Source organism: Promicromonospora sp. AC04 (assembly GCF_003058225.1).
Lineage (GTDB): Bacteria > Actinomycetota > Actinomycetes > Actinomycetales > Cellulomonadaceae > Promicromonospora.
Window position 1 is genome coordinate 247439 of sequence record NZ_QBUG01000002.1, and the last position, 18931, is coordinate 266369.

Consider the following 18931-nt stretch of genomic DNA (forward strand, 5'->3'; position numbering starts at 1 on the left):
CCGGGAGCACCAGACCGTCGTCCTGACCTGAGTCGACGGCAGCCGGCGCGATCCTCACCGTGCCCCGCGGCACCTCGTCGCCCACCGGACCTACACCGGCGGTGCGCTTCCGCATGAGCGCACCGATGCCCCGCACCACCCAGAGGAGCGCCACCCGCGAGAAGGTCATGACGACCCGTCGTAACGCGCCACCGGGACCCCTCCTATCTGCTCGTCGCAGCCGATACCCGTCCCCGGCGCAGCCGATGGTATGGCGTACATGGTTTTACGGTCGAGGGCGACGTGCTCAATCATCCCGCCGAGCACCCGCCGCGGTGGCACGGCTTGTTGCCGGTGCGCCTCGGAAGGTGCGCCGGTAGGCCAGTGGTGTGACGCCGATGGCGGCGTGCAGGTGTTCGCGTAGCGAGGTGCCGCCGGCGAAGCCGACCTGGCCGGCGATGTCGTCGACCGGCAGGTCGGTGGATTCCAGCAACTGCCGGGCACGGTCGACGCGTTGCTGGATGAGCCAGCGTCCGGGGCTCAAGCCGACTTCTTCGGTGAAGCGGCGGGCGAAGGTGCGCAGGCTCATGTTCGAGTGCTCGGCAAGGTCGCTCAGGGTCAGCGGCTTGTGCAAGTTCTGCAGCGCCCACTGCCGGGCGGCGGACGTGTCGTTCGCCGTCGCGTCGGGGACCGGGTGTTGGATGTACTGCGCCTGGCCCCCCTCGCGCCACGGGGGGACGACGCAGCTGCGGGCCACATGGTTGGCGATCTCGCTGCCGTGGTCCTTGCGGACAAGGTGCAGGCAGACATCGATGCCGGCAACGGCACCGGCCGAGGTCAGCACGTCGCCTTCGTCGACGAACAGGACGTTCGGGTCGAGTTCCACCTGCGGGTACCACTCCCGGAAGAGGCCCGTGGCGTGCCAGTGCGTGGTGGCCCGGCGCCCGTCGAGCAGTCCCGCCGCGGCCAGCACGAAGGCGCCGGTGCAGGTCGACACGATCCGGGTGCCGGGGGCCACGTACGCGAGGACTTGCGCCAGGTCGACCAGCGTTTCACGGCGGGGGTTGCTGGTGTAAAACGGTGGGACGATCACGGTGTCGGCGGTGCGCAACACCTCCGGGCCATGCTCGACGGTGATGGAGAAGTCCTCGCTGGTGCGCACCGGGTGACCGTCGATGGTGCAGGTCACGACCTCGTAGCGGCCGTCCGCGGCGCCGAAGACGCGGTGGGGAATGCCCAGGTCGAACGGGTACACCCCGTGCAGGGCGAGGACAACGACGCGGTGCGCCTTGGTCATGGCAGGATCCCGTCGAAAATTGGCGATCATGCCATTGTAGTGGCCTGTGACGGCGGCCAGGCTGGGCCCATGACGGACATTGAAACCATGCGAGCCATCAGCCAGGACGTCTACGGCGCCCCCGACGTGCTGCAGGAGACCCTGCTACCCAAACCGGCGCCCGGGGTGAGTGAGATCCTGGTCGCCGTTCACGCGGCCGGGGTCAACCCGACCGACTGGTGGAGCCGAGCCCAGTCCACGTTCATCGCCCGGCTGCCGCAGGTGCTCGGCTGGGACGTCTCCGGCGTGGTCGAGGCCGTCGGCGTGGGCGTCACCGTGTTCAAGCCCGGCGACGAGGTCTTCGGCATGCTGCCGTACCCGGGCGGAGCCGGCTCGCACGCCGAGTACGTGACCGGGCCGGCCCGCGTCTTCACGCACAAGCCCGCCGGGATCGACCACGTCCAGGCCGGTGCGCTGCCGCTGGCCGCGCTGACCGCCTACCAGGCACTGGTCGACACCGCCGGCGTCCGGGCCGGGCAGCGAGTCCTGATCCACGCGGCGGCCGGCGGCGTCGGTCACCTCGCCGTGCAGATCGCCAAGGCCCGCGGCGCGTACGTCATTGGCACCGCCAGCGCAGCCAAACACGACTTCCTGCGATCCCTCGGTGCCGACGAGGTCATCGACTACCACAGCGTCGACTTCACCGAGGTGCTCAGCGACATCGACGTGGTCCTCGACCCGATCTCCCGTGACTCCGCCGCCCGCGCCCGATCCGTGGCCGTGCTGCGCCCGGGCGGCACCCTCGTCTCGATCCTTCCGGTACCCATCGACGCCGGCGAACTAGCGACGATCGCCGAGCGGGGGATCCGCTACGAGTCGCTGCTGGTCGAGGCCGACCAGGCCGGCATGCAGGCCATCGCCGCCCTGGTCGAGACCGGCGCACTGCGCGCCCACGTCGAGGCCACCTTCCCGCTCGCCGAGGCCGCGAAGGCGCACGCGCTCGGCGAGACCGGCCGTACGAGCGGCAAGATCGTGCTGACCGTTCGAGACAGCAAGGCACAACTTGCCCAGCAACTGCTGCATGACGTGTTCGTCCTCGGTGACACGGCCATCGTCGATCGGGTCGTGCGGCCCGATTCTTACATCCAGCACAACCCCCTGGCGCCCGACGGAGCCGACGCCCTCAAGTACTTCAGCGGCGCCATGCGACAGCAGTTCCCGCAGGCCGCCTTCGAGCCCCGACGGGTCATCACCGACGGCGATCTGGTCCTGCTGCACTCCCGCTACGTCATGGTGCCGGGCACCGAGGGTCTGGCCGTGTTCGACCTGTTCCGCTTCCAGGACGGCAAGATCGCCGAGCACTGGGACGTCATTCAGGAAGTGCCCGCCACCACGGCCAGCGGCAACGACATGTTCGCCACGCTCAGCGAGCCGCGGACCGACGCGATCGGGCAGCGCTGGTTCACCGCCTACCACAAGGAACTGGTCACCGCGTTCGTCGACCAACTGCTGGTCCGCAAGGACCTGACCGCCATCGACGCCTACGTCGGCGCCGACCACCACGAACACAACCCGAACATCCCCGGCGGCGCAGCCGGCCTCAAGGCCGGCCTGGGCAGCTACTTCGACAAGTTCCCGCAGCTGAGTGTCACACCGAAACGCGTTATCGCCGAAGGCGACCTGGTCGCCGTGCACAGCCACTACGTCGACACGCCGGGCGAGCGTGGCCGGTCGGTCATCGACCTCTTCCGGGTCCGCGATGCCAGGATCGTCGAGCACTGGAGCTCCGAACAGGCCGTGCCCGAGACCGCCGCCAACGACAACACGATGTTCTGACAGCCGCCGGGGTCGGGGCGAGCGCCGCCTCCGGACCGACCACCCGGACCAGCCCGGAAATAAAAACAGCCGGACCTACGATTTCGTAGGTCCGGCTGCCCGCGATGTCCTGCGACATCACACTTGTAGCGGGGGCAGGATTTGAACCTGCGACCTCTGGGTTATGAGCCCAGCGAGCTACCGAGCTGCTCCACCCCGCGTCGGTAACCCCTACTTTACGCACCCCCGGCGGCTAAGTGCAAACCGGTCCGACCGGTCGAGACGCAGGTCACAGCCAGTCGAACCGATCCGGCCGTGGAACGATCGTCCCCATGACGACGGAGCTGAGCGATACGACCCTGACCGCCGACCGGATCGTCCATCTCACCGACCAGCTTGCCGCCCTTCCCCACCTGCGACCGGCCCCCCGCACCAACGCCCTCTTTGGTGACCTGGTACAGGCGGTCCTCGCGACGCCGGACCGCCAAGCCCGAGACATCCTGGCGCACCCCGAGGTCCACCGCCGACGGGACACCATCCGCGGTCTCTCCGCGCGCGGCGAGACCGCGCTCGAACACGCCTGGGCGGAGCACATCGTCACAGCGCCCGACCCGCGGGCGGCACTCGCCGAGTTTCCCTACCTCGACAACTACCACCGGCTCACGGCCCTGGAGGCCCGCCTGATCACCCACTCGGGCGGTACGCCGACGGCGGTCGCCGTCCTCGGCAGTGGACCGCTCCCGCTCAGCACCCTCGGATACGCCGACGCGCTCGGCGCCACCGTCGTCGGCCTGGACCGGGACGTGACAGCGGTCGCCCTCGCCCGGCAGGTGGCCGCCCGGGTGGGGTCCGCGGCGGTCCGGTTCGAGCGGGCCGACGCCGCCGACGTCGGGCTCACGGGTTACGACGCAGTGGTGCTCGCCGCGCTGGTGGGCGAGACGCCGTCGGCCAAGGCCGGGATCCTGCGCCAGGTGGCCGGCGCCATGCGACCCGGGGCGCTGCTGCTCGCGCGCAGCGCGCGCGGCCTGCGCACCCTGCTGTACCCGCCCGTCGACCTGGGGGCGATGCCCGGCTTCGAGGTGCTGGAGGTCGTGCACCCCACCGACGACGTCATCAACTCGGTGGTGGTCGCCCGTCGAGCCGGCTGAGCCCGGCCTGAGTCCCCGCACGGAAAAGGCTCCCCGGTGCGAGCACCGGGGAGCCTTTTCCTGCGCGTACTACGCGGTCAGCGCGCGACGGCCGCGGGGTTTACCCCGCCGAGCCGCTCTGCGCTTCCTCGGCTGCGATCGCGTCCTCGAGCGCCTGCTGCAGGCGTTCCTGCGCCTCGCCGTAGGCGGTCCAGTCACCGTCCCGCTGGGCGGCGTTGGCGTCCTCCATGGCGTCGGCCGCTTCCTGCAGCGCGGCGTCGAGCTCCGTTGACGGCTCCCCGCCGGTACCCGACTCCTCGGTCGGCTCGGTGCTCGGCTCCGTGCTCGGCTCAGTACCCGGTTCACCCGTGGGCGGAGCGGTCGGCGCCTCGTCCGTAGCCGTACCCGCGTCGCCTGCCTGTGCACCCGAGTCGCCGCCGAACACCTGGTCCAGCGCCTCGTCGAGCGTGTCGGCGAAGCCGATGTCGTCACCGAACGCGACCAGCACCTTGCGCAGCAGCGGGAACTGCGTGCCGCCGGTCGACTGGATGTACACCGGCTGCACGTACAGCAGGCCGCCGCCCATGGGCAGGGTGAGCTGGTTGCCGCGCCGCACCGTGGACGAACCGATCTGGAGGAGATTCAGCTGCTCGGAGATCGTCGGGTTGGAGTCGAAGTTGTTCTGCACCTGGCCGGGGCCGGGCACAGTCGTATCTCGTGGCAGCTCCAGCAGGCGTAGCTTGCCGTAGTCCTCGGCCTTGGTGCCGGCCTGGTTCCCGGCGTCGGCGTCCACGGCGAGGAACCCGGTGAGCACCTCGCGGTCGGTGTTACCGCCCGGGATGAAGGTCGACGTGAGCGAGAACGACGACTCCTCCTGTCCCGGCATCTGCAGCGTCAGGTAGTACGGCGGCTGCAGCGGCGCGGTGGTCGCCTCCGACGTCGGGTCGGTCGGGTTGTTCCAGAAGTCCTGACCGGAGAAGAACTCGGCGGAGTTCGTCACGTGGTACTGGCTGAGCAGCGTGCGCTGCACCTTGAACAGGTCCTCGGGGTACCGCAGGTGGCTCATCAGGTCACCGGAGATCTCCTCCATCGGCTTGACCGACGTCGGGAAGACGTTGGTCCAGGCCTTCAGGATCGGGTCCTCGGCGTCCCACGCGTACAGGTCGACCGACCCGTCGTAGGCGTCGACCGTGGCCTTCACCGAGTTGCGGATGTAGTTGACCTCTTCCGGCAGCTCGACGGGCGCGCCCGTCTGCGTGGTGGTGGTGGTGAGCGTGTCCGCCACCGCCTCGTCCAGCGGCGTCGACGTCGAGTACGGGACGGCGTCGCTGGTGGTGTACGCGTCGATGATCCACTTCACGCGGCCGTCCACGACCGCCGGGTACGCCCGGTTGTCGAGCGTGAGCCACGGCGCGACCTTGCTGACGCGCTGCTGCGGGTCACGGTCGTAGAGGATCTGCGACTCGCTCGTCACGCGGTCGGAGAACAGGAGCTGCTCCTCGCCGAACTTCAGCGCGAACAGCAGCTTGCTCCCGAACGAGCCGACGCTCGGCCCGGCGTCGCCCGTGAACGTCGTGTTGACCTGGCCACCGTCGTCCGCGTCGTCGGCCTGGTAGTCGAGCTCCCACGCATCGGTGCCCTCGGGCGCGCCGACCACGGAGTACGTGGTGGTGCTGGGGCTGAAGTAGATGCGGGGCTCGTACTCGCCCTCCATGTCGGTGATCGCACCCTGCGACGGGATGCCGCCCTCGAAGAACGCCGGGCGTCCGTCCGGACCCGGCTGGTTGCCGTACGCGGCGACGACGCCGTAACCGTGCGTGTACACGGTGTGGTCGTTGACCCAGTTGCGCTGGTCCTGGCCCAGGCCGTCGAGGTTCAGCTCGCGCACCGCGATCACGGTGTCACGGGACTCGCCGTCGATCTCGTACTTGTCCACCGACAGGGAGTCGTTGAAGTTGTAGTACTGCTTGTTCTGCTGCAGCTGGCGGAACGACGGCGACACGACCTGCGGGTCCAGCAGCCGGATCGACGCCGCGGTGTCGGCGTCCGACCGCAGGGCGCCCTCCTCGGCCTCGGTGGTGGCGTCGTACTGCTCCTTCTCGACGTCGTCGATATCGAACGCCGACAACGTGGCGTCGATGTTGCGCTGGATGTACTCGGCCTCCAGCTCCTGCGCGTTCGGGTTCACCTGGAAGCGCTGCACGACGGCGGGGTAGATCCCGCCGATCGCGATGGCGGACACCACCATGAGCCCGACGCCGATCGCCGGCAGGCGCCAGTCGCCACGGAACGCGGTGACGATGAACAGCGCGGCGACGAAGATCGCGACCACCGTGAGGATGCCCTTGGCGGGGATCACGGCGTGCACGTCGGAGTACGAGGCGCCGTCGAACCGGTCGCCCGCGTTCGTCAGGATCGAGTACCGGTCCAGCCAGTAGTTGGCCGCGATCAGCAGCAGGAGGACGGCGCCGATGATGGCCAGGTGGATGCGCGCGGCGGGGGTGGTGCGGGGCCCGCCGGCCGCGGCCGGGCCGACCCGGAGCCCGCCGTACAGGTAGTGCGTGATCAGCCCGGCGATGCCGGCGATCACCACCACCGAGATGAGGAACCCGACGCCGAACCGCAGCGCGGGCAGCGTGAAGACGAAGAACCCGATGTCCATGTTGAACTGCGGATCGGTCTCGCCGAACGGCTCGCTGTTGAACGCGAGCAGCACCGCGCGCCACTGCGCCGACGCCGCAACACCCGCGAAGAAGCCGACCAGGACCGGGGCGGCGATCATCACTACCCGGCGCAGCGGCTCCACCGCCTCGCGATACTGGTCGAGCGTGGCCTGCTCGGGGGTGCTGGGCGCGTACACGGGGCGAGAGCGGTAGGCCGCGGTGAACGACCAGAACACGGATCCCGCCATGACCACGAACCCGGTTGCGAACAGGGCTGCGCGCATGCCCCACTCGGTCCAGATCACCCGGGAGAACCCGAGCTGCCCGAACCACATCACCTCGGTCCAGAACTGCGCTAGGAGAAGCAGGGCTGCGATGACGACGGCGACTGCGACGACCGCCACCCCCAGCGGACTGCGTCGTCGGGCTCGGGGGGCGCCGCCGGAAGGGCGGCGCGGTGCTGCGGCGAAGGACACTTCTGCGTTACCTCACGTCATCAATGGTTGGGCCGTACGCAGGTGGAACGGCCAGGCTCTGGTCAAGGTTCCCAACACAAGGTTCCCACATCCTCCAGATGTGCAACACGCGGTCAACAGGTCGGCACGGACGCCCCCGAACGTCAGGTGCACGTCGGGAGGTCACCACCCTCGCCGCGCCCGATCTGCTCGACGGCGTCGCGCGCCTGCGCGAGCGTCGACACCTTCACCACGTTCAGCCCGTCGGGCACGTTGCCGACCACCTGGTCGCAGTTGTCGGCTGGTGCGAGGAACCACTTGGCGTCGTCCCGGACGGCGCCGTACAGCTTCTGCTCGATGCCGCCGATGGGGCCGACCGTGCCCTCGGGGCTCATCGTCCCGGTACCGGCGATGATCTGGCCGTTCGCCTCGTCCTCCGGCGTGAGCTTGTCGATGATGCCGAGCGCGAACATGGTGCCCGCGCTGGGTCCGCCGATGTTCTCGATCTCGATGGAGACGTCGACGGGGAAGTCGTAGTGCGGGTCGATGAAGACGCCGAGCACCGCGCGCTGCCCGTTGTCGGCGGTGGTGATCGTGACGTCCATGGTGCGCTTGCCGCGCTGCACGCCGAGCGTCACGTCGTCGCCCGGCGTCGTCGCCGCGAGCCCGTCGATGAGGTCCGCGTAGGTGCCGACGGGGTCGCCCTGGAACTCCTTGATGACGTCGCCCTCCTCGAGCTTGCCCTCGGCCCCGGAGCCCTGCTCCGTCCCGGCCACGTCGAGGACGGCGGGCACGTCGTAGCCGAGCTCGGTCAGCGCCGCGGCCGTTGCCGACTCCTGCGAGGACACCATCTCGGCCTGGCTGGCCTCCTGCTGCTGCTCCTTGGTGGTCGCCTCGGGGAAGATCGCCTCCACCGGGAGCACCGAGCGCTGCGGGTCCAGCCAGCCCTGGATCACCTGCCCCGACATCATCGGGTAGCCCGGCCCGCCCAGCACGGAGACCGTCGTCAGCCGCAGCTGTCCAGTGGACTCGTACGTCCGGGCGCCCTCGATCTGGATGAGGTTCCGCTCGAGCGTGTCCTCGGTGGGTCCCGGCGAACGCATCGCGTAGGGCGTGGGCACCACCAGCGCCACCGCGGCCAGGACTGCCGTAGCCAGCAGAGAGACACCCAGCGTCACGGTGCGGCGCGTGATCGGCGCGACCACGGCCTCGGGATCCTCGAACGGTGAGGGCTCGGGCTGCGGGGCGTGCTGGAGGTCGCGCATGTCAGTCACCGGCCCATCATTCCTCACTTGACTGAGGGTTCCGTGAAAACTGCCCCGGCGGCGGCTCCGGCGGGTGTTCGACGCACGCTACCTATTACGCCGTTGTGCAAAGTTTTTCCACCCGAACGGTGTGTTATACCCCACCTCGACGCCGATAACCGCTACGGTCGTTCCGTGGCCCACGACGCCTTGACGTCCGTGGAGGTGCGCCGGAGCCGCCGTCGCACCGCCACGGTGAGCGCATATCGCGACGGTGGACGAACCATCGTCGCGATTCCCGCGCGCTTCTCTCGGGCTCAGGAGCGAGAGTGGGTGGCCAAGATGGTGGCCCGGCTCGAGGACAAGGAACGGCGCCGCCGTCCGTCCGACCAGGAGCTGATGGACCGCGCCGGTGAGCTCTCCGTCAAGTATCTCGACGGCCGGGCCAGGCCCTCCAGCGTGCGCTGGTCGTCGAACCAGGGCCGGCGCTGGGGGTCGTGCACGCTGCTGGACGGCTCCATCCGCATCTCCACCCGGCTGCAGGGCATGCCGTCCTGGGTGCTCGACTACGTGCTGCTGCACGAGCTGGCGCACCTGTTGCACGCCGGCCACGGCCCGGAGTTCTGGCGGATCCTCGAGGTCTACCCCAAGACGGACCGGGCGCGCGGTTTCCTGGAGGGCGCGTCGTTCGCACAGGACGACCCGGGGCACGTCACGTCGGACGACGGCGACGACTGACCGAGACCGACCGGGCCTCGGGAGCGGCGCTACCGCACGCTCCCGCTACTTCGCCTGGTCGGTAGGGCCGGCGGTCGGGCCGTCCTCGTCGGCCGGGCTGTCGTCGACCGCCGTGTCCTCGCCGGCCGGGCTGTCGTCGACCGCCGTGTCCTCATCGGCCGTCGCCTCGGCTGCCGTGTCCTCGCCGAAGATCTCCTTGAGCGCCGCGTCCACGTCGGCGTGCTCGTTCTCCGCGGCCTCGCGGCGTACGAGGTAACCCGACGGGTCGTCGAGGTCCTCGGTACCGGGCAGCAGGTCCGGGTGGTCCCACACGGCGTCGCGCCCCGTCGAACCCTGCGCGCGGGCCACTATCGAGAACAAGGTCGCGGCGTCACGGGACCGGCGGGGCCGCAGCTCCAGGCCGACCAGGGTCGAGAAGGTCTGCTCGGCCGGCCCGCCGGCGGCGCGGCGCCGGCGGATCATCTCGCGCAGCGGGATGGCGTGCGGGAGATGCGGCAGCGCGGCCATGGCGCTGATCTCGTCCACCCAGCCCTCCACCAGCGCGAGCGTGGTCTCCAGGTTCAGCAGCACGGCCTTCTGCTCGTCGGTGTTCTGCAGGCCGAAGACCCCGCCGGACAGGGCGCTGCGCAGCGCGTCGGAGTCGGCGAGGTCGATGTCGCGCACCTGCGACTCGAGCGCGTCGAGGTCGATTGTGATGCCGCGCGCATAGCGCTCCACTATCGACAGGAGGTGCGACCGGAGCCACGGGACGTGGGTGAACAGCCGGGCATGAGCCGCCTCGCGGACCGCCAGGAACTGCCGGACCTCCGCGAGCGGGGCGTCCAGGCCCTCCGCGAAGGCGGTCACGTTGGTGGGCAGCAGCACGGTGTCCGGGCTGTCGAGCAGCGGCAGGCCGACGTCGGTTGCGCCGAACACCTCGCGCGAGAGCGTGCCAGCGGCCTGGCCGACCTGCATGCCGAACACGGCCGAGCCGAGCCGGCGCATCATCTGGGACGGGTCGATCGAGCCGCCGAGGCCGTGCAGCACGCCGGCGGGCATCCCGGGGACGGCCTCACCGTCGTCGACACCCTCGGGGAGCTGGTCGCGCAGCACCGTGGCCAGCGCGTCCGAGACCGAGGAGGCGACGGGCGCGGCGAGCTGGTTCCACACCGGGAGCGTGGCCTCCACCCACTCGGACCGGTTCCACGCGTGCCTCGCCCCGCCGGCCGGCGGGAGGTCGGTGACGGCGTCGAGCCAGAGCTCCGCCACCGCGAGCGCGTCGCGCGCGTCCTTGGCCTGCTTTCCGGTCAGGGACGGGTCGCCCTCGCTGACGGCGACCTGCCGCGCGACGTCGTGCGCGACGTCCGCGTTGACCGGTCCGGTGCCCTCGGCCGAGAGCATCTTCTGCACCTGGGCCAGCGCGTACTGCATCATCACCGGGTCGGGCGGTCCGCCGAGCGCCGTCGGGTCGATGCCCCGTTCCCGCATCTCGGCCATCACTTCGTCTGCGCCGTCGCCGAGCATGGAGCGCAGCATCTCCTCCCACGACTGGGGAGTCTCGCCCGGCTGGTGCTGGTCGCTCATAGTGTTCACCGTAACCGGGTCGGCAAGCTCTGTGCCGTCCATTTGGCTCTGGGCGCACACGGGAACTTCCAGCTCGGCCGCTGCTTTGGATATACCTCTGGAACTGTGGACGACGGCCCGGCGGTGGCGCCGCCGTCGGGCATCGTGGTGGGCATGACGCGCACACCCCTCCTCCGGCTGCGGCCCGGTACGCCCGTGCTCACTCGCGGCGGCGGCCAGGTCCAGTGTGGTTCGGACCCGCGCTGGTCGTTCGTGCTGTCGGGCCTCACCCCGGCCGAGGAGACGTGGCTCGAGGAGATCGCCGAGCGGCGGCACGTGACGGTCGAGCAGTCGGCGGCCCGGTGCGGGGTGCCTGCCGAGCGGCGCGACGAGATCATGACCGCCCTGTTCCGGGCGGGTGTGCTGGTCCCCGTTCCGGGGACGGTGGGCGCGGTGACCGCCCCGGCCGACGGCGCGGCCGACGCGACGGTGCTCGGCATGCTGCGGCCCGACGGCGCCGGGCTGGCCACCCTCGCCGAGCGTGCGGACCGGGTGGTGGGCATCGTCGGCCTGGGGCGGCTGGGTACGGCGGTCGCGCTGCACCTCGCGACGGCGGGGGTGGGCGGCCTCGTGCTGCACGACCCGCTGCCGGTGCAGACCACGGATGTCGGGCTGGGCGGGCTGCGGGCGGTCGACGTGGGACAGGCACGCGACGCCGCCGTGCGGTCCCTGCTCGCGGAGCGTTCCCCGCGCGTTGCCGTCCGGGTGGACGACAGCGGTGCCGGCGGCCTGGGGCTCAATCCGGCGGTCTTCGATCTCGTGGTGGCCACCGAGCCGCATGCCGCACACCCGGCGCGGTACCAGCGGCTGCTGGGCCTCGGGGTGCCGCACCTGCCGGTGGTGGTGCGGGAGGCCGACGTGGTGGTGGGCCCGCTCGTCCGGCCGGGCCGGTCCGCGTGCGTGACCTGCGTGGACCTCGCCCACGCCGACGCCGACCGCGAGTGGCCGGCGCTGGCCGCCCAGCTGCGCAAGACGCCGGAGCCGACGCACGAGGCGACGCTCGCCGCCGTGGCGGCAGCGATCGCCGCGGGCCAGGTACTCGCCCAGCTGGACGGGCACCGGCCCGCGGCAGTCGGCGCGTGCCTGGAGATCTCTCTTCCGGCCGGGCTCCCCCGGGCCCGGCCGGCGGCGCCGCACCCGCGCTGCGGATGCGTCGCCCTACCGGCCTGACGCCTGGCGCTGACTCAGGCAGCGGCGACGTTCTCCGACTTGCGGGGCCGACCGCGACCACGCTTGCGGGCAACCACGGCGCCGTCGACGAAGACCTCGCCACCCCAGACGCCCCAGGGCTCGTTGCGCTCGAGGGCACCGGCGAGGCAGCCCTGCATCAGCGGGCAGGTGCGGCAGAGCGCCTTGGCCTGCTCCACCTGCGTGCTGTGCTCGGCGAACCACAGCTCCGGGTCGTTGGTACGGCACGGCAGCAGTGTGTCCATCAGCCGGTTGAACTCCGCCGAGTCCGAACCGGTCCCGCTCGTGGCGGGGTGTTGAGGCGGGTCCCAGGGGCCCGAGCCGCCCTGGGGGAGTGTGTCGAGGAGCGCAGTGAGGCGCACGGTTGTCTCCTGTGTCCTGAAGGATGAACGTCGTCGATGAACGTTGGTGGTACAGGACCCCGGGCTCGATCTTCGCCGGCCGGCCCTCGTGGGGCCGGGACTCCGGACAAAAATTAAGGCCGCGGGTCCTAGGTGGACTCCGCGGCCTGGATCTCTTCGGTCGTTAGACCGGCGAGTCTCCTGGAGATGCGGAGTCGGGTGCGAGCGCGGACGGCTTGACGCCTCCGCGGTGAGTGCGCGCGCGGAAAGACAGAGCTGCGCCAGTGGCCGGAACGGGCTCGTAGCCGAGCACGTGCTTGCACACCTGCAGATCCGTCTGCGGAATCTTGTTCATCTCCAATGCACCCACCTCCTCACTCGAATCCGGGCCAGACCTTAAGGCCTCACCCACTGCTGTCAGGGACATGTGAACACTATGCCGGGCCGACCGGCCGGGCCAACTCTTTTTCCAAACTTTCTTGAGAAGTTTTTCGGACTGCCCCGGACGGCTCACTGGGCGGCCGTCCCGGGCGGCCCCGGACCACTCGAAAGTTCCCTCGACGGACCACCTGCCGGACCGCTCAGGAACCCGGCGTACCCGACACGATCGCGAGGATCGTGGCGCCGTACTTGTCGATCTTCGCCGGACCGATGCCGTCCACGCGAGCAAGTTCGGCTATGCCCGAAGGTCGGATCTCCGCGATGGCCGCCAGCGTGGCGTCGGTGAGCACCGTGTACGCGGGCTTGTCCGTCTCACGGGCCACCTCGAGCCGCCAGTCGCGCAGGGCGTCGAAGAGCGCGACGTCGTGCTCACCGGTCAGCAGCGCGCGGGCCTGTCCCTTGCGTGCCGTACGGGCCTTGGGCGCGCGCGGATCGTCCGGCCACAGCCCGTCGAGGAACCTCGTGCGCTTGCGCGAGGCACGCCCGCCCGGATTGCGCGAGCGCCCGAACGACACCTCCAGGTGCTCGCGGGCGCGGGTGATCCCCACGTACAGCAGCCTGCGCTCCTCGTGCACCGCGTCGTCGGTCTCCGCGAGCGAGATGGGCATGAGGCCCTCGCTCATCCCCGCGAGGAACACCGCGTCCCACTCCAGGCCCTTCGCGGCGTGCAGCGAGGCCAGCGTGACGCCCTCGACCGTCGGCGCGTGCTGCGCGGAGGCGCGCTCGTCGAGCTCCGCCACGAGCCCGGCGACGGTCGCCGGGCTCTCCGGTGTCGCGGCCGCCGCCAGATCGTCGGCGAGGGAGACGAGCGCCTGCATCGCGTCCCAGCGCTCCCGTGCGGCGCCGCGGGCCGTGGGCGGCTGGTCGGCCCAGCCGGCGGCGGCGAGGATGTCGCGCACCTGGTCCGGCATGGGCAGCTCCGGGTCGGCGGAGCGGGCAGCGCCCCGCAGCAGCACCAGCGCGTCGCGCACCTCCTTGCGCTGGAAGAACCGCTGGCCGCCGCGCACGAGGTAGCCCACACCGGCGTCGGCGAACGCGGCCTCGAACGCCTCCGACTGCGCGTTGGTGCGGTACAGCACCGCGATCTCGCTCGGCTTCACCCCGGACTCGATCAGGCGCCCGGCCCGGGTGGCGACGCCCTTCGCCTCGGCCTCGTCGTCGTCGTACGCCGTGAAGGCGACAGGTGGGCCGGGCGTGCGCTGCGCGACGAGCTCCAGCGCCTGGTGCGCGCCGCCCGCTCGCCCCGCGCGCTTGAGCACCTCGTTGGCGAGGTTCACCACCTGGGGGGTGGAGCGGTAGTCGCGTACGAGGCGGACCTCCTGCGCCTCCGGGTAGGTGCGCCGGAACTCCAGAAGATGCCGCGGGGAGGCGCCGGTGAAGGAGTAGATGGTCTGCGACGGGTCGCCGACCACGCACAGCTCCTTGCGCCCGCCCAGCCACTGGTCCAGCAGGAACTGCTGCAGCGGCGAGACGTCCTGGTACTCGTCCACCACGAAGTGCCGGTACTGCGAGCGGACCTCGTCCGCCACGATCTTGTGGCTGTTCAGCATGTCCCCGAGCATGAGGAGCACGTCCTCGAAGTCGATGACCTCGCGCTCCGTCTTCACGTCCTCGTACGCCGTGATGAGGCGGGCCACGGCCTGCGGGTCATAGCCCGACGGCGCCTCGCGGCCCGTCGCGTACACCGCCTTTTCGTAGTCGTCCGCCGTGACGAGCGAGACCTTGGCCCACTCCACCTCGCTGCTCAGGTCACGGACGGCCACGCGGTCCACGCTGAGGCCCACGCGTCGCGCCGCCTCCGCGATGATCGGCGCCTTGAACTCCTGCAGCCGCGGCGGGGCGCCGCCCACCACGCGCGGCCAGAAGAAGCCGAGCTGGCGCAGCGCCGCGGAGTGGAACGTGCGGGCCTGCACCCCCTGGACACCGAGGCCACGCAGTCGCGTGCGCATCTCCCCCGCCGCGCGCGCCGTGAAGGTCACGGCCAGCACGCTGGTCGGCTTGTACATGCCGATGCGGACGCCGTACGCGATGCGGTGCGTGATCGCGCGAGTCTTGCCCGTGCCAGCTCCTGCGAGCACGACCACCGGCCCGTTGAGCGCGAGGGCGACCTCGCGCTGCTCGGGATCGAGGGCGGTCAGGATCGCGTCGGGACTCATCGGCCCAGGATGATTCGGACCGCCGGCGGAGTTGGTCTGGGTGAGCATCGTCTGCGATTCTCGCAGCAACCACTGACAAGGAGTACAGATGTCCGAGACGACCACGCCGATCCCCGAGAACGGGACGGTCCTCATGTACTCCACCACCTGGTGCGGGTACTGCCGTCGGCTGCGTACGCAGCTCGACTCGGAGGGCATCGGCTACACGGTCATCGACATCGAGGAGCGGCCGGAGGCCGCCGCCTACGTGGAGCAGGTCAACGGCGGCAACCAGACCGTGCCCACCGTGGTGTACCCGGACGGCTCGGCGGCGACCAACCCGAGCATTGCCCAGGTGAAGCAGGCCCTCGCGGCCTGACATCGTCCCGGTCGGGCAGGCTCCGCCACGTTGGCGTCGGATGCGCTGCGGCTGTCGTTCGTCGTCGTGGACGGCGCCGATCTCGACCTACGGGCACACACCTACGACGGGTGGATCCAACCCTGGCTGGGGTGTCGTCGGCCTCGCCGTCAGCCCTCGAGCGAGCCCCCGAACCATTCCTCGATCAGGGAGCGCGCGATCGAGGCCCGCCCCGGAAGGCCCAGGTGACCGTCGGCCACAGCCGTGGCGACCTCCTCCCGGGTGAACCAGTCGGCCTCGGCGATCTCGTCCTCCTGCCGCACCAGCCGCGTGGTGGTCGCGCGGGCGCGGAAGCCCAGCATGAGGGACGCCGGGAACGGCCACGACTGGCTGCCGCGGTACTCGATCGACCCGGGGTCGACGGCGATGCCGACCTCCTCCGCGGTCTCGCGCACCACCGCCTGCTCCAGGCCCTCGCCCGGCTCCACGAAGCCGGCCAGCACCGAGCGGCGGCCCAGGTCCCACTGCGGGCCGCGGGCCAGGAGCAGGCGGTCGTCGGGATCGGTGATCGCCATGATCACGGCGGGGTCGGTGCGCGGGAAGTGGTTCGACCCGTCCGCGGGGCAGTGCCGTACCCAGCCGGCCTGCGTCACCTCGGTCTCCGTGCCGCACCGCGGGCAGTGGGTGTGCACTGCATGCCACTGGGCCAGCGCGATTGCCTCGACAGCGAGGCCCTGCTCCAGGTCGGGCACGTCGAGCGTGCGCATCCCGGTCCAGTCGACGTCGAGGTCGGGCTCGGCCTCGGAGTCGAGGTCGGGCTGAGACGCGGGCTCGGGCAGTACGGCCGCGAGGTAGGCGACGCCGTCGGCCTCCCCGAGGAACAGGTGCGTGCGCACCGCGAGGTGCGCGACGTCGTCGGGCGCGAACAGCGCTACCCGCTGCCCGACCGTGGCCACGCGGCTCCCCCGCAGCACCAGCACCCGGGTGCCCCGCTCCTTGCGCAGGTCGTCGACGAGACCGGGCTCGGCACGCCGGTGTGCGGCGCGGTCGTGGGCAGCGCGGGCGAACGGGAGGTCGAGAACTGGCACAGGGCAGACAGTAGTCGCCCGCCACGACACCCGATCCCGGCCGCCTCGCCGGAACACACCGGCTTGAACCTTGCCATGCAAGTATTGTGTTGCAAGTCTTGCTACGCAAGATTAGGTTCCTGTCATGACCGACGAGCGCATCGCAACGAACCTCCGCAAGGGAGTGCTCGAGTACTGCGTGCTCGCGCTGCTCTCTCACGGCGAGAAGTACGGCCTCGAGCTGGCCGACGACCTCACCACGCGCGGGCTCATCGCAAGCGAGGGCAGCCTGTACCCCCTGCTGGCCCGCATGCGCGAGAACGGGCTCGTCGAGCCCCGATGGGAAGCGTCCGGCGCCGGACGCCCCCGCCGCTACTACGCCATCACCGATACCGGCACCGAGCAGCTCACCGCCTTCACCCAGGTCTGGGCGTCGCTCGGCGCTCAGGTCAACGCACTGCTGGAGGGATCACGATGACTGAGAAGACTCCGATGAACGAGAAGACCACGATGCCCGAGAGGACTGTGATGAACTCGAACGCCGAGGACTCCTACCTGCGCGGCGTGAGCAAGCGACTGCAGGCACTCACCCCCGAGCAGCGCGAGGCGGTGCTCGACGACGTCCGGGCCCACTTCGCGGACGCCGCGGATGCGGGCCGCTCGCCCGAGCAGGCCGTGGAGAGCCTCGGCAACCCAGCCCAGTTCACTGAACGAGTGCGGACCGAGCTGGGCCACGAAGAAGGCCGGACCGACCAGATGAGGCGCGTGCTGCAGTGGCTCGCGAGCGGCGTGGCGGTCTTCGCCGCGATGTTCGTCTCGTTCTGGCGCCCGGACGACTCCCTCCCGATGCCGAACACCCAGTTCGCGGTGCACGGCTTCGGGATCGTGCTGCTGAGCCTGGTCCCCGCGGTGATCGCGGCGGTCCCGAACTTCGCCTCCCCGCGTGCCCGTACCGTCTTCACCGCCGCGGTGGCGGCCTTCCTGTCGGTCCTGAGCTTCGTCTTCCCCGACGGCTGGGCTTTCGCCCCCACCGCCTGGCTCGCGTGGGCCGCACTCGTTGTACCGGTCATCGCCCGCAACGGACCGCCCGCGATCGGCTGGCGCATCGCCGGGGGTGTGCTCGCCGTCCTGCCCATGGCCCTGGCCGTCGGCGGGGCCATCGTCGGCAGCTGGGGCCTGGAACTCGACGGCGTGCTCTACACCGCCGCGGTCGCCGTTCTTGGCGTGCTGATGGCCCTCGGCAAGCCGTGGGCCGGCATCATCCTGGCCCTTCTCGGCGGCGCGGCGCTGGTGAGCTCCGCGCTCTATCCGGGCATGCTCACCTCGGGCGTCTGGTGGGCAGGCGGGCTGTTCATCACCCTCGGCGCGAGCCAAGCCCTCATGCACGCCCGACCGCGCAAGCCCGCGCAGAAGTAGCACTGCGCGTCCGACCGGACTGATCCACCAAATACGAGGCCCGTCACGTCGTCGGCTGAAGCCGCCCGACCGCGTGACGGGCCTCGTCGGGTCCATGCAGGAGCCGGGACACACCACCGCCCTGTGCCCTGGCAGTGCGGACACTGCAATACGGTGAGCACGTGTCCCGCACGCCCCTCGCTCTCGCCGCCCTCTCGACCGCCGCCGTGCCTGGTCTCGACGCCCAGTCGGTGCGCGTCGGCGACCTCGCAGGCGACTACGACGTCGCGGTAGTGACGGGTCAGGACGACCAGGAGTGGGTGGTGCGCGCGCCGCGGACCACCGTGGCGGGCGCGGCCCTGGAGGCCGAGATCGAGCTGCTCGAAGCGCTCCGGCTGTACATCGACACGGGTGTGCTCCCGTTCGTGGTGCCGCAGGTCGCGGGCTACGCGCTGCTGCCGGAGGGCGGCCGGGCGGTGGTGCACCGGCGGATCATCGGCAGCAACCTCGACGTCGAGGCGCTGGAGCCGGGCCCCGGGCTCGCCGCCGACCTGGGCCGGGCCATCGCCGCCATCCACGAGCTGCCGACGTCCGTCGTGGAGACGTGCGGGCTGCCCAGCTACACCGCCTCCGAGTACCGCGAGCGTCGACTCACCGAGGTGGACGAGGCGGCGAAGACCGGGCGGGTCCCGCCCACGCTGCTGCGGCGCTGGGAGGCGGCGCTCGAGGACGTGTCCCTGTGGAAGTTCAAGCCGGTAGTGGCGCACGGCGACCTTGCACCGGACCAGCTGCTCGTGGACCGGCAGCGGGTGGTGGCCGTGTCCGGCTGGGCGGAGGCCCGCGTGGCCGACCCCGCCGACGACCTGGCCTGGCTCATCGCGGCGGCGCCGCTGGAGGCCGTGGACTCGATCATGGAGGCGTACCAGCTGCGCCGCACGGAGCTCAGCGACCCGCGTCTCGCGGAGCGCGCGATGCTCGTGGGCGAGCTGGCGCTCGCCCGGTGGCTGCTGCACGGCGTGCGGCACCGGCTGCCCGAGGTGGTCGAGGACGCGACGTCGATGCTGGAGGACCTGGACGAGGCGACGCTCGACGAGGGCTGAGCGCGCG

General features: G+C 70.9%; 15 protein-coding genes and 1 tRNA gene. 8 read left to right on the top strand and 8 right to left on the bottom strand.

The window, feature by feature from the left end:
• Nucleotides 1–286: 286 nt before the first annotated feature.
• Nucleotides 287–1276 (bottom strand): GlxA family transcriptional regulator, encoded by a 990-nt coding sequence (locus tag C8K30_RS06665; protein ID WP_108492116.1) that lies wholly within the window; start codon nucleotides 1274–1276, stop codon nucleotides 287–289.
• Between C8K30_RS06665 and C8K30_RS06670 the strand changes: the two genes are divergently transcribed.
• Nucleotides 1238–3091, top strand: coding sequence for a nuclear transport factor 2 family protein (locus C8K30_RS06670; RefSeq protein ID WP_146197372.1), 1854 nt, complete (start codon nucleotides 1238–1240; stop codon nucleotides 3089–3091). The two genes, C8K30_RS06665 and C8K30_RS06670, sit on opposite strands and share 39 nt — an antisense overlap.
• A gap of 126 nt (nucleotides 3092–3217) precedes the next feature.
• Here C8K30_RS06670 and C8K30_RS06675 read toward each other — a convergent pair.
• A tRNA-Met gene (locus tag C8K30_RS06675) sits at nucleotides 3218–3291 on the bottom strand.
• Nucleotides 3292–3402: 111 nt separating this feature from the next.
• On the opposite strand from C8K30_RS06675, the gene C8K30_RS06680 reads away from it, so the two are divergent.
• Nucleotides 3403–4218, top strand: coding sequence for a nicotianamine synthase family protein (locus C8K30_RS06680; RefSeq protein ID WP_108492118.1), 816 nt, complete (start codon nucleotides 3403–3405; stop codon nucleotides 4216–4218).
• Nucleotides 4219–4318: 100 nt separating this feature from the next.
• Here the strand turns inward: C8K30_RS06680 and C8K30_RS06685 are convergent, their stop codons facing one another.
• Together C8K30_RS06685 and C8K30_RS06690 are read right to left on the bottom strand one after the other, a co-directional pair.
• Nucleotides 4319–7336 carry a UPF0182 family protein gene (locus C8K30_RS06685; RefSeq protein WP_199230381.1) on the bottom strand — a complete coding sequence of 1006 codons (3018 nt, stop codon included), beginning with the start codon at nucleotides 7334–7336 and terminating at the stop codon, nucleotides 4319–4321.
• Between the two features lie 143 nt (nucleotides 7337–7479).
• Nucleotides 7480–8580 carry a PDZ domain-containing protein gene (locus tag C8K30_RS06690; protein ID WP_108492120.1) on the bottom strand — a complete coding sequence of 367 codons (1101 nt, stop codon included), beginning with the start codon at nucleotides 8578–8580 and terminating at the stop codon, nucleotides 7480–7482.
• Between the two features lie 174 nt (nucleotides 8581–8754).
• Here C8K30_RS06690 and C8K30_RS06695 point away from each other — a divergent pair, with 174 nt between their 5' ends.
• Nucleotides 8755–9297, top strand: a complete 543-nt coding sequence (locus C8K30_RS06695; RefSeq protein WP_108492121.1) for a SprT-like domain-containing protein — start codon at nucleotides 8755–8757, stop codon at nucleotides 9295–9297.
• A 45-nt stretch (nucleotides 9298–9342) separates the two neighbouring features.
• On the opposite strand, the gene C8K30_RS06700 is transcribed toward C8K30_RS06695, so the two are convergent.
• Nucleotides 9343–10860: a zinc-dependent metalloprotease gene (locus C8K30_RS06700; RefSeq protein WP_108492122.1), complete on the bottom strand. Its 1518-nt coding sequence runs from the start codon at nucleotides 10858–10860 to the stop codon at nucleotides 9343–9345.
• Nucleotides 10861–11013: 153 nt separating this feature from the next.
• On the opposite strand from C8K30_RS06700, the gene C8K30_RS06705 reads away from it, so the two are divergent.
• On the top strand, nucleotides 11014–12069 hold the full coding sequence (locus C8K30_RS06705) for a ThiF family adenylyltransferase (protein ID WP_108492560.1): 1056 nt from the start codon (nucleotides 11014–11016) through the stop codon (nucleotides 12067–12069).
• 14 nt (nucleotides 12070–12083) lie between these two features.
• On the opposite strand, the gene C8K30_RS06710 is transcribed toward C8K30_RS06705, so the two are convergent.
• A complete protein-coding gene (locus C8K30_RS06710) occupies nucleotides 12084–12449 on the bottom strand; it encodes a WhiB family transcriptional regulator (protein WP_274993364.1) in 366 nt (121 codons plus the stop codon).
• A gap of 560 nt (nucleotides 12450–13009) precedes the next feature.
• Nucleotides 13010–15025 (bottom strand): ATP-dependent helicase, encoded by a 2016-nt coding sequence (locus C8K30_RS06715; protein WP_199230382.1) that lies wholly within the window; start codon nucleotides 15023–15025, stop codon nucleotides 13010–13012.
• 88 nt (nucleotides 15026–15113) lie between these two features.
• Between C8K30_RS06715 and C8K30_RS06720 the strand changes: the two genes are divergently transcribed.
• Nucleotides 15114–15383 carry a mycoredoxin gene (locus C8K30_RS06720; protein WP_108492124.1) on the top strand — a complete coding sequence of 90 codons (270 nt, stop codon included), beginning with the start codon at nucleotides 15114–15116 and terminating at the stop codon, nucleotides 15381–15383.
• Between the two features lie 149 nt (nucleotides 15384–15532).
• Here the strand turns inward: C8K30_RS06720 and nudC are convergent, their stop codons facing one another.
• On the bottom strand, nucleotides 15533–16450 hold the full coding sequence (gene nudC, locus C8K30_RS06725) for an NAD(+) diphosphatase (RefSeq protein ID WP_108492125.1): 918 nt from the start codon (nucleotides 16448–16450) through the stop codon (nucleotides 15533–15535).
• 124 nt (nucleotides 16451–16574) lie between these two features.
• Between nudC and C8K30_RS06730 the strand changes: the two genes are divergently transcribed.
• The 3 genes from C8K30_RS06730 (at nucleotide 16575) to C8K30_RS06740 (ending at nucleotide 18924) form a co-directional block, all read left to right on the top strand.
• A complete protein-coding gene (locus tag C8K30_RS06730; RefSeq protein WP_108492126.1) occupies nucleotides 16575–16907 on the top strand; it encodes a PadR family transcriptional regulator in 333 nt (110 codons plus the stop codon).
• Nucleotides 16904–17845 carry an HAAS domain-containing protein gene (locus C8K30_RS06735; RefSeq protein ID WP_146197373.1) on the top strand — a complete coding sequence of 314 codons (942 nt, stop codon included), beginning with the start codon at nucleotides 16904–16906 and terminating at the stop codon, nucleotides 17843–17845. Before C8K30_RS06730 ends, C8K30_RS06735 begins: the two co-directional genes overlap by 4 nt.
• Before the next feature lie 161 nt (nucleotides 17846–18006).
• Nucleotides 18007–18924, top strand: coding sequence for a macrolide 2'-phosphotransferase (locus C8K30_RS06740; RefSeq protein ID WP_108492562.1), 918 nt, complete (start codon nucleotides 18007–18009; stop codon nucleotides 18922–18924).
• The last annotated feature ends 7 nt before the right edge of the window (nucleotides 18925–18931 follow it).

Coding starts and splice junctions, on each gene's coding strand:
- C8K30_RS06665 (WP_108492116.1), bottom strand. CDS start 1,276: ATGACCAAGGCGCACCGCGTCGTTGTCCTCGCCCTGCACGGGGTGTAC.
- C8K30_RS06680 (WP_108492118.1), top strand. CDS start 3,403: ATGACGACGGAGCTGAGCGATACGACCCTGACCGCCGACCGGATCGTC.
- C8K30_RS06690 (WP_108492120.1), bottom strand. CDS start 8,580: ATGCGCGACCTCCAGCACGCCCCGCAGCCCGAGCCCTCACCGTTCGAG.
- C8K30_RS06700 (WP_108492122.1), bottom strand. CDS start 10,860: ATGAGCGACCAGCACCAGCCGGGCGAGACTCCCCAGTCGTGGGAGGAG.
- C8K30_RS06705 (WP_108492560.1), top strand. CDS start 11,014: ATGACGCGCACACCCCTCCTCCGGCTGCGGCCCGGTACGCCCGTGCTC.
- C8K30_RS06715 (WP_199230382.1), bottom strand. CDS start 15,025: ATGAGTCCCGACGCGATCCTGACCGCCCTCGATCCCGAGCAGCGCGAG.
- C8K30_RS06720 (WP_108492124.1), top strand. CDS start 15,114: ATGTCCGAGACGACCACGCCGATCCCCGAGAACGGGACGGTCCTCATG.
- C8K30_RS06730 (WP_108492126.1), top strand. CDS start 16,575: ATGACCGACGAGCGCATCGCAACGAACCTCCGCAAGGGAGTGCTCGAG.
- C8K30_RS06735 (WP_146197373.1), top strand. CDS start 16,904: ATGACTGAGAAGACTCCGATGAACGAGAAGACCACGATGCCCGAGAGG.